This is a genomic window from Bradyrhizobium sp. DOA1 (assembly GCF_001593325.1).
Lineage (GTDB): Bacteria > Pseudomonadota > Alphaproteobacteria > Rhizobiales > Xanthobacteraceae > Bradyrhizobium.
The window spans coordinates 2,649,161-2,668,793 of record NZ_JXJM01000001.1 but is presented as its reverse complement, the minus strand read 5'-3'; the positions used below and the strand labels follow the sequence as shown (position 1 = coordinate 2,668,793).

Genomic DNA, 19,633 nt, shown 5'->3' with positions numbered 1-19,633 from the left:
GCCGTCCTCCTTGTTCCGTAGCGCCAGCGTCAGCACGAAGCCGGCCGGCACCGCGCCCTTGGCGGCGAGATCGGACAGGTTCACCCGCAGCGCCTTGCGCGCGATGGTGTCAGGGGGATCGCTCGCAAGATAATGCACACCCTCGACGACGGCATCGGTGGTGACGACGATGTCCTCGCCGGAGGACCGCAGGATGGCGGCATCGTCGACCAGCCCGAACGCGCCGGGATCGGTCGCCAGCGGCTTGAAATAGCGGGCGATGAGGGAGTCTTCGGCGGAGGGGTTTTGCGGTGTGGTCATCGATGTCGGCCCTACACTCCGCTGTCATCGCCCGGCTTGCCGCCTTCGCTAAAGCTTCGGCGAGCCGAGCACCCCTGTTGGCCTCGGCGTAGCCTTGGCGGAGCCGGGACCGGGCGATCCAGTACGCCGAGACGCCTGATATCGATTACCGCTGCCACGGCGTACTGGATCACCCGCCTTCGCGGGTGATGACAGCGGAATGTATGACTACCCCCGCCCGAACTCGTCACCGCGAAACTGGCGGCCGATCTGGTCGAGCACCGCATTGACCATGCCGGTCTCCTCGCGGTCGACGAAGGCGTTGGCGACGTCGACATATTCGGAGACCACGACGCGGCCGGGCACATCCTTGCGATGCTGGAGCTCATAGGCCCCTGCCCGCAGCACCGCGCGCAGGATCGCCTCGATCCGCTTCAACGGCCAACCCTTCGACAGCGCCTCGTCGATCAAGGGATCGAGCTTCTTCTGGTCACGCACGACGCCCGAGACGACGTCGCGGAAGAATGCCGCTTCCGCCGGCAGATAGGTGTCGCCCTCGACCTCGTTGCCGAGCCAATGGCTCTCGAACTCCGCAAAAATGTCGTTGATGCCGGCACCCGCGATGTCCATTTGGTAGAGCGCCTGCACGGCGGCGAGCCGCGCCGCACCGCGCCGGTTCGCTTTCTTCTCGGCAGGGCCTGCCGGCTTCTTAGTGTTGTCGGCCATGGTCAGGCCTGCGCCAGACGGCGTTTGATGCGCAGCATCGCAAGCGCGGCGCGCGCGGCATCGCCGCCCTTGTTGAGCTCGCTGGCGCGCGCCCGCGCCCAGGCCTGATCCTCATTGTTGACGGTGAGGATGCCGTTGCCGAGCGGCAGCTTGCGCGCCACGGCAAGATCCATCAGCGCGCGCGAAGATTCCTGCGAGACGATCTCGAAATGGATGGTGTCGCCGCGGATGACGCAGCCGAGCGCGATCACGGCGTCATAGGGCCTGCCGTTCGCCGCGGCCGCGTCGATGGCGACGGCGATGGCCGCCGGAATCTCCAGCGCGCCGGGAACCGTAATGACGTCATGGGTCATGCCGGCGGCTTTCAGCTCGGCCACCGCGCCGTCCAGAAGCGCGTCCTGGAGGTCGTCATAGAACCGTGCCTCGACGATCAGCGCGCGAGCGCCGGAAATGTCGGTCTGGTCCTTCAGGGGTGCGCGCCGCGCGTCTGCCATGGTCAACCTATTCTGTCATTGCCGGGCTTGACCCGGCAATCCATCGGGCAAGCCCCTCTTAAGAGGATGGATGCGCGGGTCAAGCCCGCGCACGACGATCTTTAATCACCGTCACTTCATTTCCGTCAGCCGCGCCGCATAGCGGGCCATCAGGTCGACCTCGATATTGACCTCGTCTCCCGCCTTCCAGCCGCCGATCGTCGTGACCGTCAGCGTGTGCGGGATGATCAGGACCGAAAAGGTCGTGTCCTTCACGGTATTGACCGTCAGCGAGACGCCATCGAGCGTGATCGAGCCCTTGGTGGCGATGAAGCGCGCCAGCTCGCGCGTCGTCGAGAGCTCGAACCGCGCCATGTCGGGCAGGTCCTCGCGGCTGACAAGCGTCGCCACGCCGTCGGCATGGCCGGCGACGATATGGCCGCCGAGCTCGTCGCCGATCTTCAGCGCCCGCTCGAGATTGAGCTTCGTGCCCAGCTTCCAGTGCTTGGCCGTCGTCAGTGCCAGCGTCTCCGCCGCCGCATCGACCTCGTACCAGGTGCTTTGCTTGGAGTCCTTGCCGCCGGCGACGCCAGAGGCAACCACGGTCAGGCACACGCCGTTGCTGGCGATCGAGGCGCCGTCGGCGATGGTGGTCTGGTCATAGTTGCAGGCGATGCGCAGGCGGTGCAGCTGCCCCTGCGCCGTCGGCGTGAACCCGACGATCTCGCCGATGTCGGTGACAATGCCGGTGAACATTACGCGCGCTCGTAGACGGTGAGAGTATCGTTGCCGAATGTCTCGCTAGCATGAACCTTGTAGGCCTGCGACTGCGTGATTTTCGACAGGGGCAATGCATCGAGCGCATCGACGCCATCAGGGCCCGCCTCTTCCGCCCCACGGAACAGCCAGATCTCGTCGACGAGATCGGCCGCGACAAAGGATGCGGCAACACGGCTGCCGCCCTCGACCATCAGCCGCGTGATGCCTTTCTCGGCCAGCGCATGCAGCACCGCGGGCAGATCGAGCCCCGCTGCACCGCCCGGAGGCACGCGCAACATTTGCGCACCGGCCGCCCCGAGCCGCATTGCGGCCGCGGCTTCCGCGAGGTCGGAGCCCACCACCCAGAGCGGCGTTTCGCGCGCGGTGCGGACGAGCTTGCTCGCGCCGGGAATGCGCAGGCTCTGGTCGAGCACCACCCGCACCGGCGAGCGCGCCGCCATGCCCGGCAGGCGGCAGGTGAGAAGGGGATCGTCCGCCAGCACGGTGCCGATGCCGACCAGGATGGCGTCGCTCTGCGCGCGCATGAGATGCACGCGATCGCGCACGGCTTCGCCCGTGATCGCGACCGGCCTGCCGCCGGCCGCGCCGATCTTGCCGTCGGGCGAGACCGCAAGCTTGAGGATCACATGCGGGCGGTGATCCCTGATGCGGCGGAAATGCCCGGCATGGTCGAACGCGGCCTCTGCCGCGCACAGGCCCACATCCACGGTGATGCCGGCGGCGCGCAGGCGCGCATGGCCTTGGCCTGCGACTTCAGGATTAGGATCCTCGATCGCGGCAACCACGCGCTTGATGCCGGCCGCGATCACCGCATCGGCACAAGGCGGCGACTTGCCGAAATGCGAGCATGGCTCAAGCGTGACATAGAGGGTGGCGCCCCGCGCCGCCTCGCCGGCCCGCCGCAAGGCCTCGGGCTCGCCATGCGGCCGCCCGCCCGGCTGGGTCCAGCCGCGGCCGACGATGACCCCGTCCTTGACGATGACCGCACCGACGGCCGGGTTCGGCCAGGTACGCCCCTGCCCGCGCCGGCCGAGCGCCAGCGCCAGCTGCATGAAGCGGAGATCGGCGTCCTTGGCCTCGCGGGCCTTCTGCGCGAACTGATCTTCCAGGATGCGGAAGATCATTTGCGGATCGCGGCGAGCCGCGCTTCCTCCTCGCCGGAGAGCTCGCCGAGCACGTCGGCGAAATCCTTGGCTTCGCGGAAATTGCGATAGACCGAGGCGAAGCGCACATAGGCGACATCGTCGAGCGTGCGCAGATGCTCCATCACGGTCTCGCCGATCACCTCGGACGAGATCTCGGCCTCGCCGCCGGTCTCGAGCTCGCGCACGATGGTGGAGACCATCTTCTCCACCCGCTCCGGCTCGACCTGCCGTTTGCGCAGAGAAATCTGCACCGAACGCATCAGCTTGTCGCGGTCGAACGGCACGCGGCGGCCGTTGCGCTTAATCACCGTGAGCTCGCGCAGCTGCACGCGCTCGAAGGTGGTGAAGCGGAAATTGCAGGCGACGCACACGCGCCGCCTGCGGATGACAGACGAGTCCTCGGTCGGACGCGAGTCCTTCACCTGCGTATCGAGACTATTGCAGTTCGGGCACCGCATCCGATTGCCTTGACCAGTTTGCTTCGGCCTTACTGATAGATCGGGAACCGGTCGGTGAGCGCCTTGACCCGTTCCTTGATCGCGGCTTCGACCAGCGGCGCCTTGCCGTCGTCGGACTGCGCGATCGCGTTGAGGACCTCGGCGATCATACCGGCGACCTGTTGGAATTCCGCGACACCGAAGCCGCGGGTTGTCGCGGCCGGGGTGCCGAGACGCAAGCCCGAGGTGACGAACGGCTTTTCGGGGTCGAACGGAATACCGTTCTTGTTGCAGGTGATGGCGGCGCGGACCAGCGCCTTCTCCGAGACGTTGCCCTTCAGACCCTTCGGCCTGAGGTCGACCAGCATCAAATGGTTGTCGGTGCCGCCGGAGACAATATCGAAGCCGTGGCTCTTCATCGCTTCGGCCAGCGCCTTGGCGTTCTCGACGACGTTCTTCGCGTAGACCTTGAAGTCCGGGCGCAGCGCCTCGCCGAAGGCCACCGCCTTCGCCGCGATCACGTGCATCAACGGGCCGCCCTGCAGGCCCGGGAAGATCGCGCCGTTGAACTTCTTGGTGAGCGTCTCGTCATTCCACAGCATCAGGCCGCCGCGTGGTCCGCGCAGCGATTTGTGCGTCGTGGTCGTCGTGATGTGGGCATAGGGCACGGGCGAGGCATGCACGCCGCCGGCGACGAGCCCCGCGAAATGCGCCATGTCGACCAAGAGGTACGCGCCGACGCTGTCGGCGATCTCGCGGAAACGCTTGAAGTCCCAGGCCCGCGAATAGGCTGAGCCGCCGGCGACGATCAGCTTCGGCTTGACCTCTTCGGCCTGCTTGGCGACCGCATCCATATCGATGATCTGGTCCTCGCGACGCACGGTGTAGTGCGCGGCCTTGAACCACTTGCCGCTCATGTTGACGGGCGAACCGTGGGTGAGATGGCCGCCAGCCGCGAGGTCGAGGCCCATGAAGGTGTCGCCGGGCTGAAGCAGCGCCAGGAACACGGCCTGGTTCATCTGGCTGCCGGAGTTCGGCTGCACATTGGCGAATTTGGCGCCGAACAGCTTCTTGGCTCGATCGATCGCGAGGTTCTCGGCGACGTCGACCCACTCACAACCGCCATAGTAGCGCGCGCCCGGATAACCTTCCGCGTATTTGTTGGTCATCACCGAACCCTGCGCTTCCAGCACGGCCCGGCTGACGATGTTCTCGGAGGCGATCAGCTCGACCTCATGGCGCTGCCGGCCGAGCTCGCCCTTGATGGCGGCGGCGATTTCCGGATCGGCCTGCTCGAGCGAGGCGGTGAAAAACGAATCGGGCGCGGAGGCGGTCTTGGCTGAGGTCATCTTGCGAATATCTCCACCGCCGCAGCCTTTTGGCGGGCTACGGGCGGTCTGGTGTGGCGATCGGAAGCGGCGTGCGCGATCTACCACATCGCCCGCAACAGGCCAAGGGTTTGCGGGTCGAGCCTGAGATTTATGCAAGATATGGTGGGGATTGGAGGTTTCGGCCCTGTGGCGGCTTATCGAGCCGCTCCGCGGCCAACACCTGAACCAAGGCCGTTTTGGCCCTTACCCCCGCCCAGTGATCGGCTGGCCCCCAGCCGGGCCAGCTACAACCCCGTATAGCCCGCCTTCACCGGGTCCACGCTGCCGTCGAGCTGGCGGAGATAGGTCAGGCCGCAGACGGTCAACCTGTGGGTGTCCTTCTCGCCGGCCTCCATCAGCGTATTGAGATAGGTCGTGACCTTGGCCCGAGCCTCCTCGCTGGCCGCGGCAGTGCGGTTGGCGAGCAGGTCATAGGTCTGCATGATGCGGTCGATGGCGGCTTCCATGGCACCCTCTGGTTCTCTTGGAATTTGGGAGTCTTGATCAGGCAACCGCGCGGGCCTCGGACTGCGTCTCGAACCGTGCGATCGCCGTGTTGGCGAGCCTGATCTTGTTGATTTCGCCCTGCTGGAGCAGCTTGATGATGATTCCGAGCAGGCGCTCGTCGGTGACGAGCGTATCGGGGATCGCACCGGAGCGGCGAAGGTAATTCGCAGCAATGGCGTAGGCCTCACTCACGAGTTCCACGTTCATCGCCCGAAGTCCGCGCTCGACCAGCATCGACATTTCTCCAATCCGAAGGAGATAAGCGACGGGGCCGGAACTGGTTCCTTGCCAGGAGAGGATTTTTTTCGCAGTTGCACAAAGTAAAACGCACCGGTCCGGACGGATCCGGGCCAGTGCGCTTGGGGAAGTCAGGCTCGTCAGGGTCGCCTGCCGGTCTTGTTTCGGGCCGGCTTGGCCTTGATCCCTTCGAGAAAACTCAGAGCCGATACAGGATCTGGTCGGTCCAGAACCGCTCGAGGCGGTGCAGCGACTTGTTCAGGGTCGCGAACTCCTCGCCGGAGATGCCGCCGACCTGCTCCACCGTCTTGACGTGCTTCTGATAGAGCGCATCGACGATGCGGCGGACTTCCTGGCCCTGCGGGGTCAGACGGATGCGCACCGAGCGGCGGTCAACGCGCGAGCGCTGATGATCGAGGAAGCCGAGCTCGACGAGCTTCTTCAGATTGTAGGAGACGTTGGAACCGAGATAGTAACCGCGCGTACGCAGCTCGCCCGCGGTCAGCTCCTTGTCGCCGATGTTGTAGAGCAAGAGCGCCTGGACCGAGTTGATGTCCGCACGGCCGCGGCGATCGAATTCATCCTTGATCACGTCGAGGAGCCGGCGATGCAGTCGCTCCACCAGAGTCAAAGCTTCCAGATAGAGCGACTGCACCGAACCCTGCTGGCCGGAGACGCGCTCTGCGGTATCTGCCGCAGTTGCGACGGCTTTCATCATGACACTTCCCCTGTTGTCGTTTTTATCGACACTTATTCGACGAAACTTGTGTCCCGTCTGATAGGTGCAACTTAAGGGGCTCGTTTGAAGATCGGCTTAAATAAGAGAATAAAGAGATCATGAATTTAAGACAGTGAATTGCGGATTAAGCCTGTGCCACAAGGGCTTTTCGCAACTGTCTGTTGACCTTCGCAAGGTCCTGTTCACCCTCCGTCCGCCGCAACTGTCGCATTCCAGAACAGCGCCGCCCCGTTTCGAAACGGGCGAGTAACGGCTGTGGCGGAACCGGCTGGTCAACGAAAACTTACCTCAAATTTTAGGCAACCAACGGTCAACCAAGCGCGCACAACTCCGCTCTCGTGTCCCAGACAAGATGCAGCGCGAAGCGATGCATCGCAGAGCCGGGACCCAGAAAGCCGCAAGCGATATGATGGAGAGATGGGCCCCGGCTCTGCAGCGCATCGCTGAAGTAGCGCTGCGCTGCGTCCGGGGCACGAGCGTGATGCGTTGAATGATCTACGCGCTCTACGGCGGCCGTTCCCGCGCGGCCATCCAGGCGAGCGCGAGATAGGCGGCGAGCATGAAGGCTTCGACACCGACCACGATCAGGCTGCCGCCATAGATGCCGGGGAACATCAGCTCGATCACCGCCATCGACACCACGGTGGTCAGCCACACCACCGCGCCCCAGGGCGTTGCGAGCCACAGGCCCACGGCCGCAACGAGCTCGATCACCGCGAAGTAGACGGTCGCGGCCTGCCAGGCCATCGACTGGTTCTCGAACGCCTCGTCCTCGCCGCCGACGAAACCCGTCACCTGCGCCCAGTGATAGAGACCCTTCAGGATCGACAGCAGCGCCATCACCCGCAGAAACAGCACGAGCCGCCGCGTCCAGACATTATCGTCGGACTGGGAGCGCTCCGACGAGATCGCCGCCACCGACATCGCGCCGTCCCTGGCGCTGTCTCTGGCATTGTCCCTGGCGCCGTCGCGCGCCGCATCGCGGGTGGAAATCTCGGACATGGCCCCTTCTGGCTGCTTCGCCCCGCAAAATCAATCGGCTGCCAAGTCAGGGCAATTCTGCCTTGCGGCAGGTCAAGTCGCGGTGACGGGAACCATGCGAGCTGGTATAAGAATAATTCCAGCCGGAGGAAGAGTGATGGCGATCAAATACGGACGTCCGATCGAATTGCGCGAGGTCGCGCGCCGGGAGGGCACGGCAGTGCCCCATGCCCTCGATCTGACCGTCCGTCCGCGCCGCAACCGCAAGGCCGAATGGGCGCGGCGCATGGTGCGCGAGAACGTGCTCACCACCGACGATCTGATCTGGCCGCTGTTCCTGATCGACGGCACCAACAAGCGCGAGCAGGTCGCCTCGATGCCGGGCGTCGACCGTCTCAGCGTCGATCAGGCGGTGCGCGAAGCCGAGCGCGCCATGAAGCTCACCATCCCTTGTCTTGCGCTGTTTCCCTACACTGACCCGTCCCTGCGCGACGAGGAAGGCTCGGAGGCCACCAATCCGAACAATCTGGTCTGCCAGGCGGTGCGTGCGATCAAGAAGGAATTCCCGGAGATCGGCATTCTCTGCGATGTCGCGCTCGATCCCTTCACCAGCCACGGCCATGACGGCCTGATCTCGGACGGCAAGATCCTCAATGACGAGACGGTCGCCGTGTTGGTGCGTCAGGCGCTGGTGCAGGCCGAGGCTGGCTGCGACATCATCGCGCCCTCCGACATGATGGACGGCCGCGTCGCCGCGATCCGCGAAGGCCTGGATCGCGCTGGTCTGCTCGACGTGCAGATCATGGCCTATGCCGCCAAATACGCCTCCGCCTTCTACGGCCCGTTCCGCGACGCCATCGGCTCGGCCAAGACGCTCACCGGCGACAAGCGCACCTATCAGATGGACAGCGCGAACACCGACGAAGCCCTGCGCGAGGTCGAGCTCGACATCGCCGAGGGCGCCGACATGGTGATGGTGAAGCCGGGCATGCCGTATCTCGACGTGGTCCGCCGCGTAAAGGACACCTTTGCGATGCCGACCTTCGCCTACCAGGTCTCCGGCGAATACGCGATGATCGCAGCCGCCGCCAATAACGGCTGGCTCGACGGCGAGCGCGCCATGATGGAAAGCCTGCTCGCCTTCAAGCGCGCCGGCGCCGACGGCGTACTGAGCTATTTCGCGCCGAAGGCCGCGGAGAAGCTGCGGGCGCAGGGGTAGGTTCGCACTGCATGCTCAGTGTCGTCCCGCCGCCGAATCGCCGGAATATTTTCGCTTGTTGATCCCAGCGCCCTTGGCATGCGGACAGCCTGTTCCCATGTCCTGCCTCGGGGGTTCGCTGGGAGAGAACGGACATGTCCGACGCAGGCAATTCAGGCACTTGGCGCAACGAGGGTGGGATGCAACCGCATGCCTACGACCCCTATCTGCACCCGGAGCTATTCCGCGGTGTCGCGACGCGGCGGGTCTTTGCCTTCCTGATCGATATGATCGTGATCTCCGTGCCTGTCATCCTCGGCTACATCTTCATCGCCCTGTTCGGCGTGGTCACGCTCGGCATTGGCTGGGCGCTGTTCTGGATCGCCTGGCCGGCCTCGGTGATCTGGGCCATCGTCTATTACGGCGCCAGCATCGGCGGCCCTTCGTCGGCGACGGTGGGCATGCGTGTGATGGACCTGGAACTGCGCACCTGGTACGGCGCACCCGGCTATTTCGTGCTCGGTGCCACCCATGCAGTGCTGTTCTGGGTGACGGTCTCGTTCCTGACGCCCTTCGTGGTGCTGGTCGGCCCGTTCAACGGCCGTCGTCGCCTGCTGCACGATTTCGTGCTGGGAACGGTCGTGATCAACAATTCGGTTCGTCTCCCCGCGCCCCAGGCCGCAAGGACGTACTGAGAACCTGCTGGTCAACAACCTATCAACCTGGACCTACTAAGCTGACTGATCTGATCTGCCGAGCAGGACAATTGACCGTGGGCCTCTGGAGCGCGATGCTAAACCACACTTCGGAGGCCCACGACGTCCCTTGACCCAGCACTCGCGCGACACCCCACAATTTTACCTTACGGCGCCCTCCCCCTGCCCCTATCTACCGGGCCGGCATGAGCGCAAGGTGTTCACGCACCTCGTGGGGGAGCGCGCCGGTGATCTCAACGACCTCCTGACCCATGGCGGGTTCCGCCGCAGCCAATCGATCGCCTATCGGCCCGCCTGCGACCAATGCCGCGCCTGCGTCTCGGTCCGGGTGGTCGCCAACGAGTTCCGCCCATCCCGCAACTTCCGCAAGGTGATGGCGCGCAACGCCGACATCGTCGGCGAGCAGCGCAGCGCGGTGCCGACCTCCGAGCAATACTCCGTTTTCCGCGCCTATCTCGACGCCCGCCACCGCCACGGCGGCATGGCCGACATGACTGTGCTCGACTACGCCATGATGGTGGAGGACAGCCACGTCGAGACCCGCATCATCGAGTACCGCAAGCGCGGCCCCGACAGTGGCATCACCGGCCGCGGCGAGGAGCTGATCGCGGTCGCGCTCACCGACGTGCTCAGCGACGGCCTGTCGATGGTCTATTCGTTCTTCGAGCCGAGCGAGGTCAGCCGCTCGATGGGCACCTTCATGATCCTCGACCACATTGCCCGGGCGCGCCGGCAAGGCCTGCCCTACGTCTATCTCGGCTACTGGATCGAAGGCTCCAAGAAGATGGACTACAAGGCCCGCTTCCTGCCGCAGCAGCGCCTCGCACCCTCGGGCTGGCTGCGCATCGATGCGCAAGGGGATATGGCCTCCGAGCCGCAGGATTAGCCGACACACGTCAAATCACTGGTCATGCCCCGCGAAGGCGGGGCATCCAGTACGCCGCGGCTTCTCGGTTCTATTGCAGGCGTCTCGGAGTACTGGATCGCCCGCCTTCGCGGGCGATGACAGCGGTATGTTGGCGCGCCTTCACCCGAACAACGTATCCGCCAGCAGCTTCACGTTCAAAATCACGATGACGCCCGCGACGATCCATGCGACCGCGGCGACCGACACCGGGATTGCGAACTTGCCCATCTTGCGGCGGTCGGAGACGAAGCGAACCAGCGGGATGACGGCAAAGGGCAGCTGCATCGACAGCACGACCTGGCTGAACACCAACAGGTCTGCGGTGCCGCGCTCGCCATAGATCGCGGTGACGATGATCACGGGAATGATGGCGATGCCGCGCGTGACGAGGCGGCGCGCCCAGCTCGGCAGGCGCAGATCGAGAAAACCTTCCATCACGATCTGGCCGGCGAGCGTCGCTGTTACCGTCGAGTTGAGGCCTGAAGCCAGCAGCGCCACCGCGAACAAGGTCGAGGCGATGCCGAGGCCGAGCAGCGGCGATAGCAGCTCGAACGCCTGCTCGATCCCGGCCACGTCGGAATGGCCGCTCTTGTGGAAGGTGGCTGCCGCCACGACGAGGATCGCAGCGTTGATGAACAGCGCCAGCATCAGCGCGATGGTCGAGTCCGTCGTCGCCCACTTGATCGCCTCGCGCCGGCCGGCATCGTTGCGCTCATAGGCGCGCGTCTGCACGATCGAGGAGTGCAGATAGAGATTATGCGGCATCACGGTCGCGCCGATGATGCCGATCGCGATGTAGAGCATTTCAGGGTTGGTGAAGATCTCGCTCTTCGGCACGAAGCCGTGCAGCACTTCAGCCACCGGCGGGGCCGCGGCCACGATCTGGACCGCGAAGCAGACCGCGATCACCACGAGCAGCGCAATGACGAAGGCCTCCAGGAAGCGGAAGCCGCGATTCATCAGGATGAGAAGCAGGAACGCATCGAGCGCGGCAAGCAATGCGCCGCCGATCAGGGGAATGCCGAACAGCAGCTTGAGCGCGATCGCGGTGCCGATCACCTCGGCCAGATCGCAGGCGATGATCGCCGCCTCGCAGGCGAGCCAGAGCAGGAAGTTCACCGGCGGAGAATAGGTCGCGCGGCAGGCCTGCGCGAGGTCGCGGTCGGTGACGATGCCGAGCCGCGCCGCCAGCGACTGCAGCAGGATCGCCATCAGGTTCGAGAGCAGGATGACCGCAAGCAGCGTGTAGCCGAACTTCGATCCACCGGCGAGATCGGTCGCCCAATTGCCGGGATCCATGTAGCCGACCGAGACGAGGTAGCCGGGACCGACGAAGGCCAGCAGCCGTCGCGACCAGTGCCCGGCGGCCGGGATTGCGACTGTGGAATTGACCTCGGCGAGGCTCTTGGTGGTCGGCGCGTCAGCGCGCCAGCCGGCGGCGTCGGGGCTCATGTGGGGTGATCGGGCATCCATGCTGGCAGAATACCCAAGTTCATTCTTATTGCAACTCATTTGCAACTGCATCTAGCCGCTTTCGTTCCGAAGGCGGATCGCGGCAGTCCCGTCTCTTGTCGGGAAGCGGGTGGGTTCGGTGGTCCCGGAAGGCGAACATCGGCGCAAATTCGCCTTCGCAGGATATGAGCCATGTCTACGCCGCCGCGCCTCCCCGACACCTTCAACCGCCTCGCCTGGTCGAACCTCGCAGCGCAATCGGCCGAGCAGATCGCGCTCGCCGCAGCGCCCATCGTCGCGGTGCTGACGCTGGGGGTCGCCGAAGGGCGCACCGGCCTGCTCCAGACCGCCCTCACCTTGCCCTTCGTCCTGTTCGCCATTCCCGCCGGCGTGCTGGCCGACCGCATCTCGCGCCGCCGGCTGATGGCGGGCGCCGAAGCGCTGCGGGCGGTTGCTCTTGCGGCCATCGTCCTGCTGCTGGCGCTGGGTGCCCTCAACCTGCCGCTGCTGGCGCTGCTCGGCTTCGCCGCCGTATGCGGCACCGTCGTCTACAGCGTGGCCGCCCCGGCGCTGGTGCCCTCGCTGGTGAGCCCGGACCTGTTGCCGGCCGCAAACGCCCGCATCGAGCTCGCGCGCACCATTGCCTTTGCAAGCGGGCCCGCGTTCGGCGGCGCATTGGTGGGATGGTGGGGCGCAAGCCCGGCCTTCGGCTTTGCCGCCGCGCTCTCGGCGATCGCGGTGGTGCTGCTCGCCGGCATCTACGAGCCTGCCCGCGCGCCGGCGCCGCGGCGCCACCCGTTGCAGGACATCCGCGAGGGCGCGGCCTTCGTGTTTCACCATCCGCTGCTGCGGCCGGTGTTCATCACCCAGTTCATCTTCAACACCGGCTGGTTCCTGCAGATCGCGGTGTTCGTGCCCTATGCGGTGCGCCATCTCGGCCTGACCGCCGCCAGCGTCGGCGTCGTGCTGACGATGTACGGCGTCGGCATGGTGATCGGTGCGCTCTTCGCCACGCGCGTGATGCAGCGCGTCGCGTTTGGCACCGTGGTCGGGCTCGGCCCGGTCACCGGCTTCGTCGCCGCACTGGTGATGGCGCTGACGGTGCTGGTGCCCTCGCCCTGGCTTGCGGCCCTGAGCTTTTTCCTGCTCGGCGTCGGCCCGATCCTCTGGGTGATCTCGACCACGACGCTGCGCCAGTCGGTGACACCGCCGCGCCTGCTCGGCCGCGTCTCCGCCATCAACATCATGAGCTACGGCGCCCGCCCGCTCGGTTCAGTGCTGGGCGCGATCGTCGGCGGCTTCTGGAGCGCGGAAGCCTGCCTGTATCTCGCGGCCGCCGTGTTCGGCGTGCAGGCGCTGGTGATCCTGCTGTCACCGGCCGTGTCGCTCGACCGGCAGCCGGACATGGTGGGAGATGAGGCGGCGGTGAAGTGCTAGCCGCGCCGTCATTGCGAGGAGCATTTTGAATTGCTTCGCTGCGCTCGCAATGACGGAGCAAGCCAGAACAGCCGACCCTAACCCGCCAGATACCGCTCGTAGCTCCCCGTCACCGGCTCGCTGGCATCGACATCAGGATCGAGCGTGTAGAGATCCTGCGCGCGACCGATGCCGCGCAGCGCGTAGCGGCCGGTGGAGACGAGATAGCGGCGCCCGGCGGCATCCAAGCCCTTGTAAAACTCCGACGAGGTCAAGAGTTCGCGATCGACGGAGCGGCTCATCGAGGCGATGCGGCTGACCTCGTTGACGGTCGGCCCGACCACGGTAAAATCGAGCCGGTCCTCGCTGCCGATATTGCCGTAGAAGACCTCGCCGACATGCAGGCCGATATAGGCCGACGTGGTGGGACGGCCGGCGGCCGCCCTGCGCGCGTTCAGCGCCGCGACGTTCTTGCGGAACAGATGCTCGGCCCGGAGCGCGGCGCGCCGCGCCGCCGCCATGTCCTCGCCCCAGAACATCGCGAGCACGCCGTCGCCGATCAGCTTCAGCACGTCGCCGCCGGCCTCATGGATCGGATCGATCACGGCCTGCGCGTAGTCGTTGAGGAACGGAATGATCTCGTCGGGACCAATGCTCTCGCTGATCCCGGTCGAACCGCGTAAATCCGAATACCACAGCACGGCATTGATGCGCTCGGTGACGCCGCGCGAGATGCGCCCGCGCAGCACCTGCTCGGACGCGTCGCGACCGAGATAGACGCGGCCGAGCGTGCGCGCGATGTCGACCTGCTGGGCCGACTTGATCGCGAGCCCCAGCACCGGCACCAGATCGCGCAGCGCTTCCAGCTCGGATCCGGTGAAGCCGCTGTCGCGCCGGGTGGTCCAGCAGGAATACAGGCAATCCATCAGGCCGAGCGCGCCGTTCTCGCCGAAGCGGTGCACGAAGGCGAGATAGTGCTTGTGGCCCTTCTCGGCGAGCTCGCCGATCTGCGAGAAATCCAGCGACGGCGCGTCGGCGAGATCGATCACCATCTCGTCGTCGCCATTCTCGAGCATGTGGAAGAACACCGAGCGGCGCCAGCTCTTGGCGGCGTCGCCGTCCGCGGTCGAGCCGTATTCGAAGGCGTCGCTCTCGTTGCTGGGACGGTCGCTCCAGCGGAAGCCGCGGCCCTCATAGATCGGATGCAGCGTGTCGATGACGACCAGTCCGCGCGACAGGTCCAGCCCCTCGGCGCAACAGCGCTCGCAGAAACCGCGAAGCAGCTCGTTTTCAGGCAGGCCCGTGAGCCCCTGGCCGGTCAGCCAGTTCATCAGCGCAAGGCGCGAGGTCAATTGCATACGCCATTATGGCGTGCATTCGTGACGAACGAAAGGCCGCGCGTGGACACCGGCAGGCTCGCGTCCGCGGCAGGTCGAATATGCCGCAGACGCGGTTGACGGGCTCACGCCGCAAGCGGCAAATGCATCCAATGACACAGAAGATCAGAAGCACGAGGACATGAGCCGGCGCCAGCTTCCGATCATCCTGGCGCTGGGCACCACGCAGACGCTGGCCTGGGCGTCCAGCTATTATCTGCCGGCGCTGATCGCCGATCCCATGGCGCGCGACCTCGGCATTTCCTCCAACTGGATCTTCGGCGCGTTCTCGGCTTCGCTCGTGCTCTCCGCCATGCTCGGCCCGCGCATCGGACGGCAGATCGATCTCTTCGGCGGACGGCAGGTGCTGTCGGCCTCGAACCTCTCCATCGCCGCCGGCCTCGTGCTGCTCGGCCTCGCGCAGTCGGTGGCGGTGATGGCGATCGCCTGGCTCGTGCTCGGCATCGGCATGGCGATGGGTCTGTATGACGCCGCCTTCGCCGCGCTTGGGCGAATCTACGGCACCGAGGCGCGCAGGCCCATCACGGGCATCACGCTGATGGCGGGCTTCGCCTCGACGATCGGCTGGCCGCTCACCGCCTGGGGCCTTGCCCATATCGGCTGGCGCGAGACCTGCTTTGCCTGGGCCGCGGCCAATCTCCTGATCGGCCTGCCGCTCAATTTCTTCATGCTGCCAGCGATCACGGGCGCGAAGCAGACTGCTGCGACCGCCGAGAAGCCGCATCTGCCGCTCGACCGCACCATGGTCCTGCTCGCTTTCATCTTCGCCGCGGTCTGGACCGTGACAGGCGCGATGGCCGCGCATTTCCCACGCATCCTGGAGGCGACCGGCGCAACGCCGGTCGAGGCGATCGCGGCCGGCGCGCTGATCGGCCCGGCGCAGGTCGGCGCACGCATGCTAGAAGCGGGCTTTCTCAGCCGCTTCCATCCGTTGTGGTCGACGCGGCTCGCCTGCCTCACCCATCCAATCGGCGCGGTGGTCGTGGCAATCTTCGGCGGCGCGGCCGCGAGCGCGTTCGCGCTGTTCCATGGCTCCGGCAACGGCATCCTGACCATCGCGCGCGGGACGCTGCCGCTCGCGATCTTCGGACCGAAGGATTTTGGCTATCGTCTCGGCATCATCGGCGCGCCGGCGCGAATGGCACAGGCGGTGGCGCCGCTCGCCTTCGGCCTGCTGATCGACGTCATGGGCGCCAAGGTGCTGATCGTCTCCTCCGCGCTGAGCCTGTCGGCGCTGGCAGCGCTGTTCCTGATCCGCACCAGGCCGCGGCCGGATTGACCGCCCGGCCGCTTTCGCGCACAAGCGGGCCATGAGCGAAAACGCCAGCCCGCCCCGCACGTTCAAAGGCCTCCTGCGCTGAGCGACCACGCCGCCGCAGGGCTGGGGCGTCTATCTGCTCGCGCTTCTCCTGGTCTGGCTGGTCTCGTTCTATGCCGGCACGCTGAAGCCGAAGAAGACACCGGACGCGAGCCCGCCCAATGTGGCCGCACCGAAAGGCTGATTCCTCACGTCAATGCGGGCAGGTCTCGACCTCGACCGTGACGTGGCTCAGCCCCTTCAGTCCGGCAAGCCGCCGCTTGTAGACGGCCGGTTGCTTCGGCTGGTCCGACACCACCGAGAGCAGCACGGCGCAATGGCCGGGCCCGACCTGCCAGAGATGCAGATCGGTGACGCGGTCGTCGCCGACCTCGATGCGCGCCTGGATCACCCGCTCTAGCTTCTCGTCGGCGCGCACGTCGAGCAGCACCGCGCCTGACGACTTGATCAGGCCGAACGCCCAGGCCGCGATCACGGCGCTGCCGATCAGGCCGACGGCCGGATCGGCCCAGACCCAACCCGAATACATCGCGACCACAAGGGCACCGATCGCCAGCACCGAGGTCGCAGCATCCGCCATCACGTGCACATAGGCCGCGCGCAGGTTGTTGTCGTGATGATGGTGGTGGTGGTCATGGTGATCGTCGTGATCATCATGCGCATGGCCATGGCCGTGATGATGGCCATGATGATGATCATGGTTGCCGCGCAGCAGCCACGCGCTGGCGAGGTTGACGCACAGCCCGAGCGTTGCGACCGCGATCGCCTCGCCATAGACGATCGGCACCGGCGTGATCAGCCGCAGCACGCTCTCATAGGCGATCTCGACCGCGATCAGGCCGAGGATGATCGCGCTGGCGAAGGCGGCGAGATCGCCGAACTTGCCGGTGCCGAAGGTGAAATGTGCATTCCCGAGATGCCGTCGCGCGAAGCGATACGCGAAGGCGGCGATGCCGAGCGCGGCGGCATGCGTACCCATGTGCCAGCCGTCGGCGAGCAGTGCCATCGACCCGAACAGCGACCCCGCGACGATCTCCCCGGCCATCATGACCAGCGTTAGGACGACCACGAACCAGGTGCGCCGCTCGTTCTCCTCGTGCTTCTCGCCCAGGAAGGCGTGGTCATGGGTCCATTGCTCGATGGAGTGGGAATGCATCGAATTCTCCAGAAGATTCAGGTCAGTTGACGGTTAGTATAGTCGCCGGACACCGATTTTCTAAGGTCCAATCGCTCCGCGCATTGACAGTGCTTGCTAGTTTCGCTGTAATCTGCGCCATGGGGATTTGAGCGATCTCCCCACGAGGCGACACGCCCAAGCATCGCGTCCCGTTCGGTTTTGCGAGGACGCATCATGTCTGCTTTCACGACCATATCATCTGACAAATTGGCACGGCTGATAGGCACGGCGAACAGCCCTGCCCTCATCGACGTGCGCACCGAGGAGGATTTTGCCGCCGACCGGCGGCTGATCCCGGGCTCTATCAAGCTAAGCCATGACAAGGTGACGGACTGGGGCGGCGATTTCGCCGGCCGCCGGGCCATCGTCTCCTGCCTTCGCGGTGAAAAGCTCGCGCAGGGCACGGCCGCCTGGCTGCGCCAACTCGGCGTCGAGGCCGAGGCACTGGAGGGCGGCTTCGAGGGCTGGAAAGCGGCCAAGCTCCCGTTGCTCGACGCCCGCAAGCTGCCGCCGCGCGATGCCAGGGGACGCACCGTCTGGGTGACGCGGGCGCGCCCCAAGGTCGACCGCATCGCCTGCCCCTGGCTGATCCGCCGCTTCGTCGATCCCAACGCGGCGTTCCTGTTCGTCGCCCCCTCCGAGGTGATCGGCGTCGGCGAGCGGTTCAATGCCGCGCCCTTCGACATCGAGAACGTGTTCTGGAGCCACCGCGGCGAGCTCTGCACTTTCGACGTCATGATCGAGGAGTTCGGGATCGCTTCACCGGCCCTGCTCCGCCTCGCGACGCTGGTGCGCGGCGCCGACACCGCGCGGCCGGATCTCGCACCGGAGGCGCCGGGCCTGCTTGCGGCCTCGCTCGGACTGTCGCGGATGTATGACGACGATCTCGAACAGCTCGAGGCCGGCATGCTGCTCTATGACGCCTTCTACCGCTGGTGCCGCGATGCGACGGCCGAGACCCACAACTGGCCGACCAACAAGGTGAAGGCGTAATGGATACTCGTACCGTTCGTGCAGGAGCTGACGCCGGTCACGGCGTCAGCTTCAATGAAGCCTTCCGCGTCTGGCTGCGCGTCGCCTGCCTCAGCTTCGGCGGGCCCGCGGGCCAAATCGCGGTGATGCATCGCATCCTGGTCGAGGAGAAGAAGTGGATCTCTGAAGGCCGCTTCCTGCATGCGCTGAACTATTGCATGCTGCTGCCGGGGCCGGAGGCGCAGCAGCTCGCGACCTATGTCGGCTGGCTGATGCATCGCACTGCCGGCGGGCTGATGGCGGGCGGGCTGTTCATCCTGCCCGGCATCATCGCCATCATGGGCCTCAGCTACGTCTATGCGGCTTTCGGCAATGTCAGCTTCGTCGAGGCGCTGTTCTTCGGGCTGAAGGCCGCCGTGCTCGCCATCGTCGTTGAGGCCGTGGTGCGCGTCGGCAAGCGCGCCCTGAAGAACCGCATCATGATCGCGCTCGCGGCCATCGCCTTCGTCGCGATCTTCTTCTTTGCGGTCCCCTTCCCGATCATCATCATCGCCGCCGGCATGATCGGCTATATCAGCGCAAGGCAGGGTCGCCCCGAATTCGCCCCCGTGGGTCACGGCCATGGCGGCAGCACGGCCGTGATCGACAGCATGCTCGGCGACGCCGTGCCCGACCACGTCAAGCCGGATACCGGGCGCGCAATCCGCGTCGGGGCGCTGTGGCTTGCGCTCTGGCTGGTGCCTGTCGCCGCGCTGCTTGTACTGCTCGGGCAGGCCAGCGTGTTCAGCCAGATCGCGCTGTTCTTCTCGAAGATGGCGCTGGTCACCTTCGGCGGCGCCTATGCGGTGCTGGCCTATGTCGCCCAGCAGGCGGTCGAGCATTATCACTGGCTGAGGCCGCACGAGATGCTCGATGGCCTCGGCATGGCCGAGACCACGCCGGGCCCCCTGATCATGGTGCTCCAGTTCGTGGGCTTCATGGCGGCGTACCGCGACCCGAGCGGCCTGTCGCCGATGCTGGCGGCAACGCTCGGCGGCCTGCTCGCGACCTGGGTCACCTTCACGCCCTGCTTCCTCTGGATCTTCGTCGGCGCCCCCTATATCGAGCGCCTGCGCGGCAACACGGGGCTTGCCGGTGCGCTCAGCGCGATCACGGCCGCTGTCGTCGGCGTGATCCTCAACCTCTCGATCTGGTTCGCGCTGCACACGCTGTTCCGTGAGACCGTGCCGATGAACGCGTTCCCGCTGAATTTCGATAGGCCGGTGCTGACAAGCGTGGATGTTCCGGCGCTGCTGCTGGCGATCGCGGCGGCGACGGCGATCTTCCGGTTCGAGCTGGGGATGCTGACGGTGCTCGCGGCAAGCTGCGCGGCGGGTGTGGCGCTGCGGCTGGCGGGGGTGATCTAG

21 protein-coding genes are annotated in these 19,633 nt (G+C 65.8%); 7 read left to right on the top strand and 14 right to left on the bottom strand.

Translation table 11 applies throughout. The annotated features are described in order from the left end of the window. The 11 genes from SE91_RS12680 to SE91_RS12630 all read right to left on the bottom strand — a co-directional run. A partial coding sequence (locus SE91_RS12680; protein WP_245318440.1) for an AIR synthase related protein occupies positions 1-300 on the bottom strand: 300 nt, incomplete at its 3' end. 207 nt (positions 301-507) lie between these two features. Further along, positions 508-1,005 carry a transcription antitermination factor NusB gene (gene nusB, locus SE91_RS12675; protein ID WP_008548172.1) on the bottom strand — a complete coding sequence of 166 codons (498 nt, stop codon included), beginning with the start codon at positions 1,003-1,005 and terminating at the stop codon, positions 508-510. Positions 1,006-1,007: 2 nt separating this feature from the next. Next, on the bottom strand, positions 1,008-1,499 hold the full coding sequence (gene ribH, locus SE91_RS12670; protein ID WP_061851106.1) for a 6,7-dimethyl-8-ribityllumazine synthase: 492 nt from the start codon (positions 1,497-1,499) through the stop codon (positions 1,008-1,010). A gap of 111 nt (positions 1,500-1,610) precedes the next feature. Beyond that, positions 1,611-2,234: a riboflavin synthase gene (locus SE91_RS12665; protein ID WP_061847825.1), complete on the bottom strand. Its 624-nt coding sequence runs from the start codon at positions 2,232-2,234 to the stop codon at positions 1,611-1,613. Beyond that, positions 2,234-3,382 (bottom strand): bifunctional diaminohydroxyphosphoribosylaminopyrimidine deaminase/5-amino-6-(5-phosphoribosylamino)uracil reductase RibD, encoded by a 1,149-nt coding sequence (gene ribD, locus SE91_RS12660; protein ID WP_061847824.1) that lies wholly within the window; start codon positions 3,380-3,382, stop codon positions 2,234-2,236. Before ribD ends, SE91_RS12665 begins: the two co-directional genes overlap by 1 nt. Beyond that, positions 3,379-3,861: a transcriptional regulator NrdR gene (gene nrdR / locus SE91_RS12655; protein ID WP_011087793.1), complete on the bottom strand. Its 483-nt coding sequence runs from the start codon at positions 3,859-3,861 to the stop codon at positions 3,379-3,381. Before nrdR ends, ribD begins: the two co-directional genes overlap by 4 nt. A 29-nt stretch (positions 3,862-3,890) precedes the next feature. Further along, positions 3,891-5,189, bottom strand: a complete 1,299-nt coding sequence (gene glyA, locus SE91_RS12650) for a serine hydroxymethyltransferase (protein WP_060736255.1) — start codon at positions 5,187-5,189, stop codon at positions 3,891-3,893. 266 nt (positions 5,190-5,455) lie between these two features. Further along, positions 5,456-5,677 (bottom strand): hypothetical protein, encoded by a 222-nt coding sequence (locus SE91_RS12645; protein WP_008548182.1) that lies wholly within the window; start codon positions 5,675-5,677, stop codon positions 5,456-5,458. Between the two features lie 37 nt (positions 5,678-5,714). Beyond that, on the bottom strand, positions 5,715-5,951 hold the full coding sequence (locus tag SE91_RS12640) for a hypothetical protein (protein ID WP_060737764.1): 237 nt from the start codon (positions 5,949-5,951) through the stop codon (positions 5,715-5,717). 202 nt (positions 5,952-6,153) lie between these two features. Then, positions 6,154-6,672 (bottom strand): transcriptional regulator LdtR, encoded by a 519-nt coding sequence (gene ldtR / locus SE91_RS12635; RefSeq protein WP_008548187.1) that lies wholly within the window; start codon positions 6,670-6,672, stop codon positions 6,154-6,156. 525 nt (positions 6,673-7,197) lie between these two features. Then, positions 7,198-7,695: a DUF6163 family protein gene (locus tag SE91_RS12630; RefSeq protein WP_008548189.1), complete on the bottom strand. Its 498-nt coding sequence runs from the start codon at positions 7,693-7,695 to the stop codon at positions 7,198-7,200. A gap of 136 nt (positions 7,696-7,831) precedes the next feature. Here SE91_RS12630 and hemB point away from each other — a divergent pair, with 136 nt between their 5' ends. From hemB to SE91_RS12615, 3 genes are all read left to right on the top strand, one after another. Then, positions 7,832-8,893 (top strand): porphobilinogen synthase, encoded by a 1,062-nt coding sequence (hemB, locus tag SE91_RS12625; protein ID WP_008548191.1) that lies wholly within the window; start codon positions 7,832-7,834, stop codon positions 8,891-8,893. 134 nt (positions 8,894-9,027) lie between these two features. After that, entirely contained in the window at positions 9,028-9,567 is a 540-nt protein-coding gene (locus SE91_RS12620) for an RDD family protein (protein ID WP_008548193.1), read from the top strand. A gap of 130 nt (positions 9,568-9,697) precedes the next feature. After that, complete coding sequence (locus tag SE91_RS12615) at positions 9,698-10,474, top strand: arginyltransferase (RefSeq protein ID WP_061847823.1); 777 nt, start codon at positions 9,698-9,700, stop codon at positions 10,472-10,474. Between the two features lie 141 nt (positions 10,475-10,615). Here SE91_RS12615 and SE91_RS12610 read toward each other — a convergent pair whose 3' ends face one another. Then, a complete protein-coding gene (locus SE91_RS12610; RefSeq protein ID WP_061847822.1) occupies positions 10,616-11,968 on the bottom strand; it encodes an Nramp family divalent metal transporter in 1,353 nt (450 codons plus the stop codon). Between the two features lie 171 nt (positions 11,969-12,139). Here SE91_RS12610 and SE91_RS12605 point away from each other — a divergent pair, with 171 nt between their 5' ends. After that, a complete protein-coding gene (locus tag SE91_RS12605) occupies positions 12,140-13,384 on the top strand; it encodes an MFS transporter (RefSeq protein WP_061847821.1) in 1,245 nt (414 codons plus the stop codon). 77 nt (positions 13,385-13,461) lie between these two features. On the opposite strand, the gene SE91_RS12600 is transcribed toward SE91_RS12605, so the two are convergent. Continuing rightward, the gene (locus tag SE91_RS12600) at positions 13,462-14,721 is read right to left on the bottom strand and encodes an adenylate/guanylate cyclase domain-containing protein (protein ID WP_008548219.1); all 1,260 of its coding nucleotides are present in this window, start codon (positions 14,719-14,721) and stop codon (positions 13,462-13,464) included. A 160-nt stretch (positions 14,722-14,881) separates the two neighbouring features. Between SE91_RS12600 and SE91_RS12595 the strand changes: the two genes are divergently transcribed. After that, complete coding sequence (locus SE91_RS12595) at positions 14,882-16,039, top strand: MFS transporter (protein WP_061847820.1); 1,158 nt, start codon at positions 14,882-14,884, stop codon at positions 16,037-16,039. A gap of 232 nt (positions 16,040-16,271) precedes the next feature. On the opposite strand, the gene dmeF is transcribed toward SE91_RS12595, so the two are convergent. Continuing rightward, positions 16,272-17,234 (bottom strand): CDF family Co(II)/Ni(II) efflux transporter DmeF, encoded by a 963-nt coding sequence (dmeF, locus tag SE91_RS12590; protein ID WP_061847819.1) that lies wholly within the window; start codon positions 17,232-17,234, stop codon positions 16,272-16,274. 195 nt (positions 17,235-17,429) lie between these two features. On the opposite strand from dmeF, the gene SE91_RS12585 reads away from it, so the two are divergent. Beyond that, positions 17,430-18,248: a chromate resistance protein ChrB domain-containing protein gene (locus SE91_RS12585; protein ID WP_061847818.1), complete on the top strand. Its 819-nt coding sequence runs from the start codon at positions 17,430-17,432 to the stop codon at positions 18,246-18,248. Further along, complete coding sequence (chrA, locus tag SE91_RS12580) at positions 18,248-19,633, top strand: chromate efflux transporter (protein WP_061847817.1); 1,386 nt, start codon at positions 18,248-18,250, stop codon at positions 19,631-19,633. Before SE91_RS12585 ends, chrA begins: the two co-directional genes overlap by 1 nt.

What these genes read in the sequence shown, in the direction of transcription:
- ribH (WP_061851106.1), bottom strand. Translation starts at nt 1,499, where the DNA reads ATGGCAGACGCGCGGCGCGCACCCCTGAAGGACCAGACCGACATTTCC.
- SE91_RS12665 (WP_061847825.1), bottom strand. Translation starts at nt 2,234, where the DNA reads ATGTTCACCGGCATTGTCACCGACATCGGCGAGATCGTCGGGTTCACG.
- SE91_RS12600 (WP_008548219.1), bottom strand. Translation starts at nt 14,721, where the DNA reads ATGCAATTGACCTCGCGCCTTGCGCTGATGAACTGGCTGACCGGCCAG.
- SE91_RS12640 (WP_060737764.1), bottom strand. Translation starts at nt 5,951, where the DNA reads ATGCTGGTCGAGCGCGGACTTCGGGCGATGAACGTGGAACTCGTGAGT.
- nrdR (WP_011087793.1), bottom strand. Translation starts at nt 3,861, where the DNA reads ATGCGGTGCCCGAACTGCAATAGTCTCGATACGCAGGTGAAGGACTCG.
- ldtR (WP_008548187.1), bottom strand. Translation starts at nt 6,672, where the DNA reads ATGATGAAAGCCGTCGCAACTGCGGCAGATACCGCAGAGCGCGTCTCC.
- nusB (WP_008548172.1), bottom strand. Translation starts at nt 1,005, where the DNA reads ATGGCCGACAACACTAAGAAGCCGGCAGGCCCTGCCGAGAAGAAAGCG.
- ribD (WP_061847824.1), bottom strand. Translation starts at nt 3,382, where the DNA reads ATGATCTTCCGCATCCTGGAAGATCAGTTCGCGCAGAAGGCCCGCGAG.
- SE91_RS12645 (WP_008548182.1), bottom strand. Translation starts at nt 5,677, where the DNA reads ATGGAAGCCGCCATCGACCGCATCATGCAGACCTATGACCTGCTCGCC.
- glyA (WP_060736255.1), bottom strand. Translation starts at nt 5,189, where the DNA reads ATGACCTCAGCCAAGACCGCCTCCGCGCCCGATTCGTTTTTCACCGCC.
- hemB (WP_008548191.1), top strand. Translation starts at nt 7,832, where the DNA reads ATGGCGATCAAATACGGACGTCCGATCGAATTGCGCGAGGTCGCGCGC.
- SE91_RS12595 (WP_061847820.1), top strand. Translation starts at nt 14,882, where the DNA reads ATGAGCCGGCGCCAGCTTCCGATCATCCTGGCGCTGGGCACCACGCAG.
- SE91_RS12610 (WP_061847822.1), bottom strand. Translation starts at nt 11,968, where the DNA reads ATGGATGCCCGATCACCCCACATGAGCCCCGACGCCGCCGGCTGGCGC.
- SE91_RS12630 (WP_008548189.1), bottom strand. Translation starts at nt 7,695, where the DNA reads ATGTCCGAGATTTCCACCCGCGATGCGGCGCGCGACGGCGCCAGGGAC.
- SE91_RS12585 (WP_061847818.1), top strand. Translation starts at nt 17,430, where the DNA reads ATGTCTGCTTTCACGACCATATCATCTGACAAATTGGCACGGCTGATA.
- dmeF (WP_061847819.1), bottom strand. Translation starts at nt 17,234, where the DNA reads ATGCATTCCCACTCCATCGAGCAATGGACCCATGACCACGCCTTCCTG.
- SE91_RS12620 (WP_008548193.1), top strand. Translation starts at nt 9,028, where the DNA reads ATGTCCGACGCAGGCAATTCAGGCACTTGGCGCAACGAGGGTGGGATG.
- chrA (WP_061847817.1), top strand. Translation starts at nt 18,248, where the DNA reads ATGGATACTCGTACCGTTCGTGCAGGAGCTGACGCCGGTCACGGCGTC.
- SE91_RS12605 (WP_061847821.1), top strand. Translation starts at nt 12,140, where the DNA reads ATGTCTACGCCGCCGCGCCTCCCCGACACCTTCAACCGCCTCGCCTGG.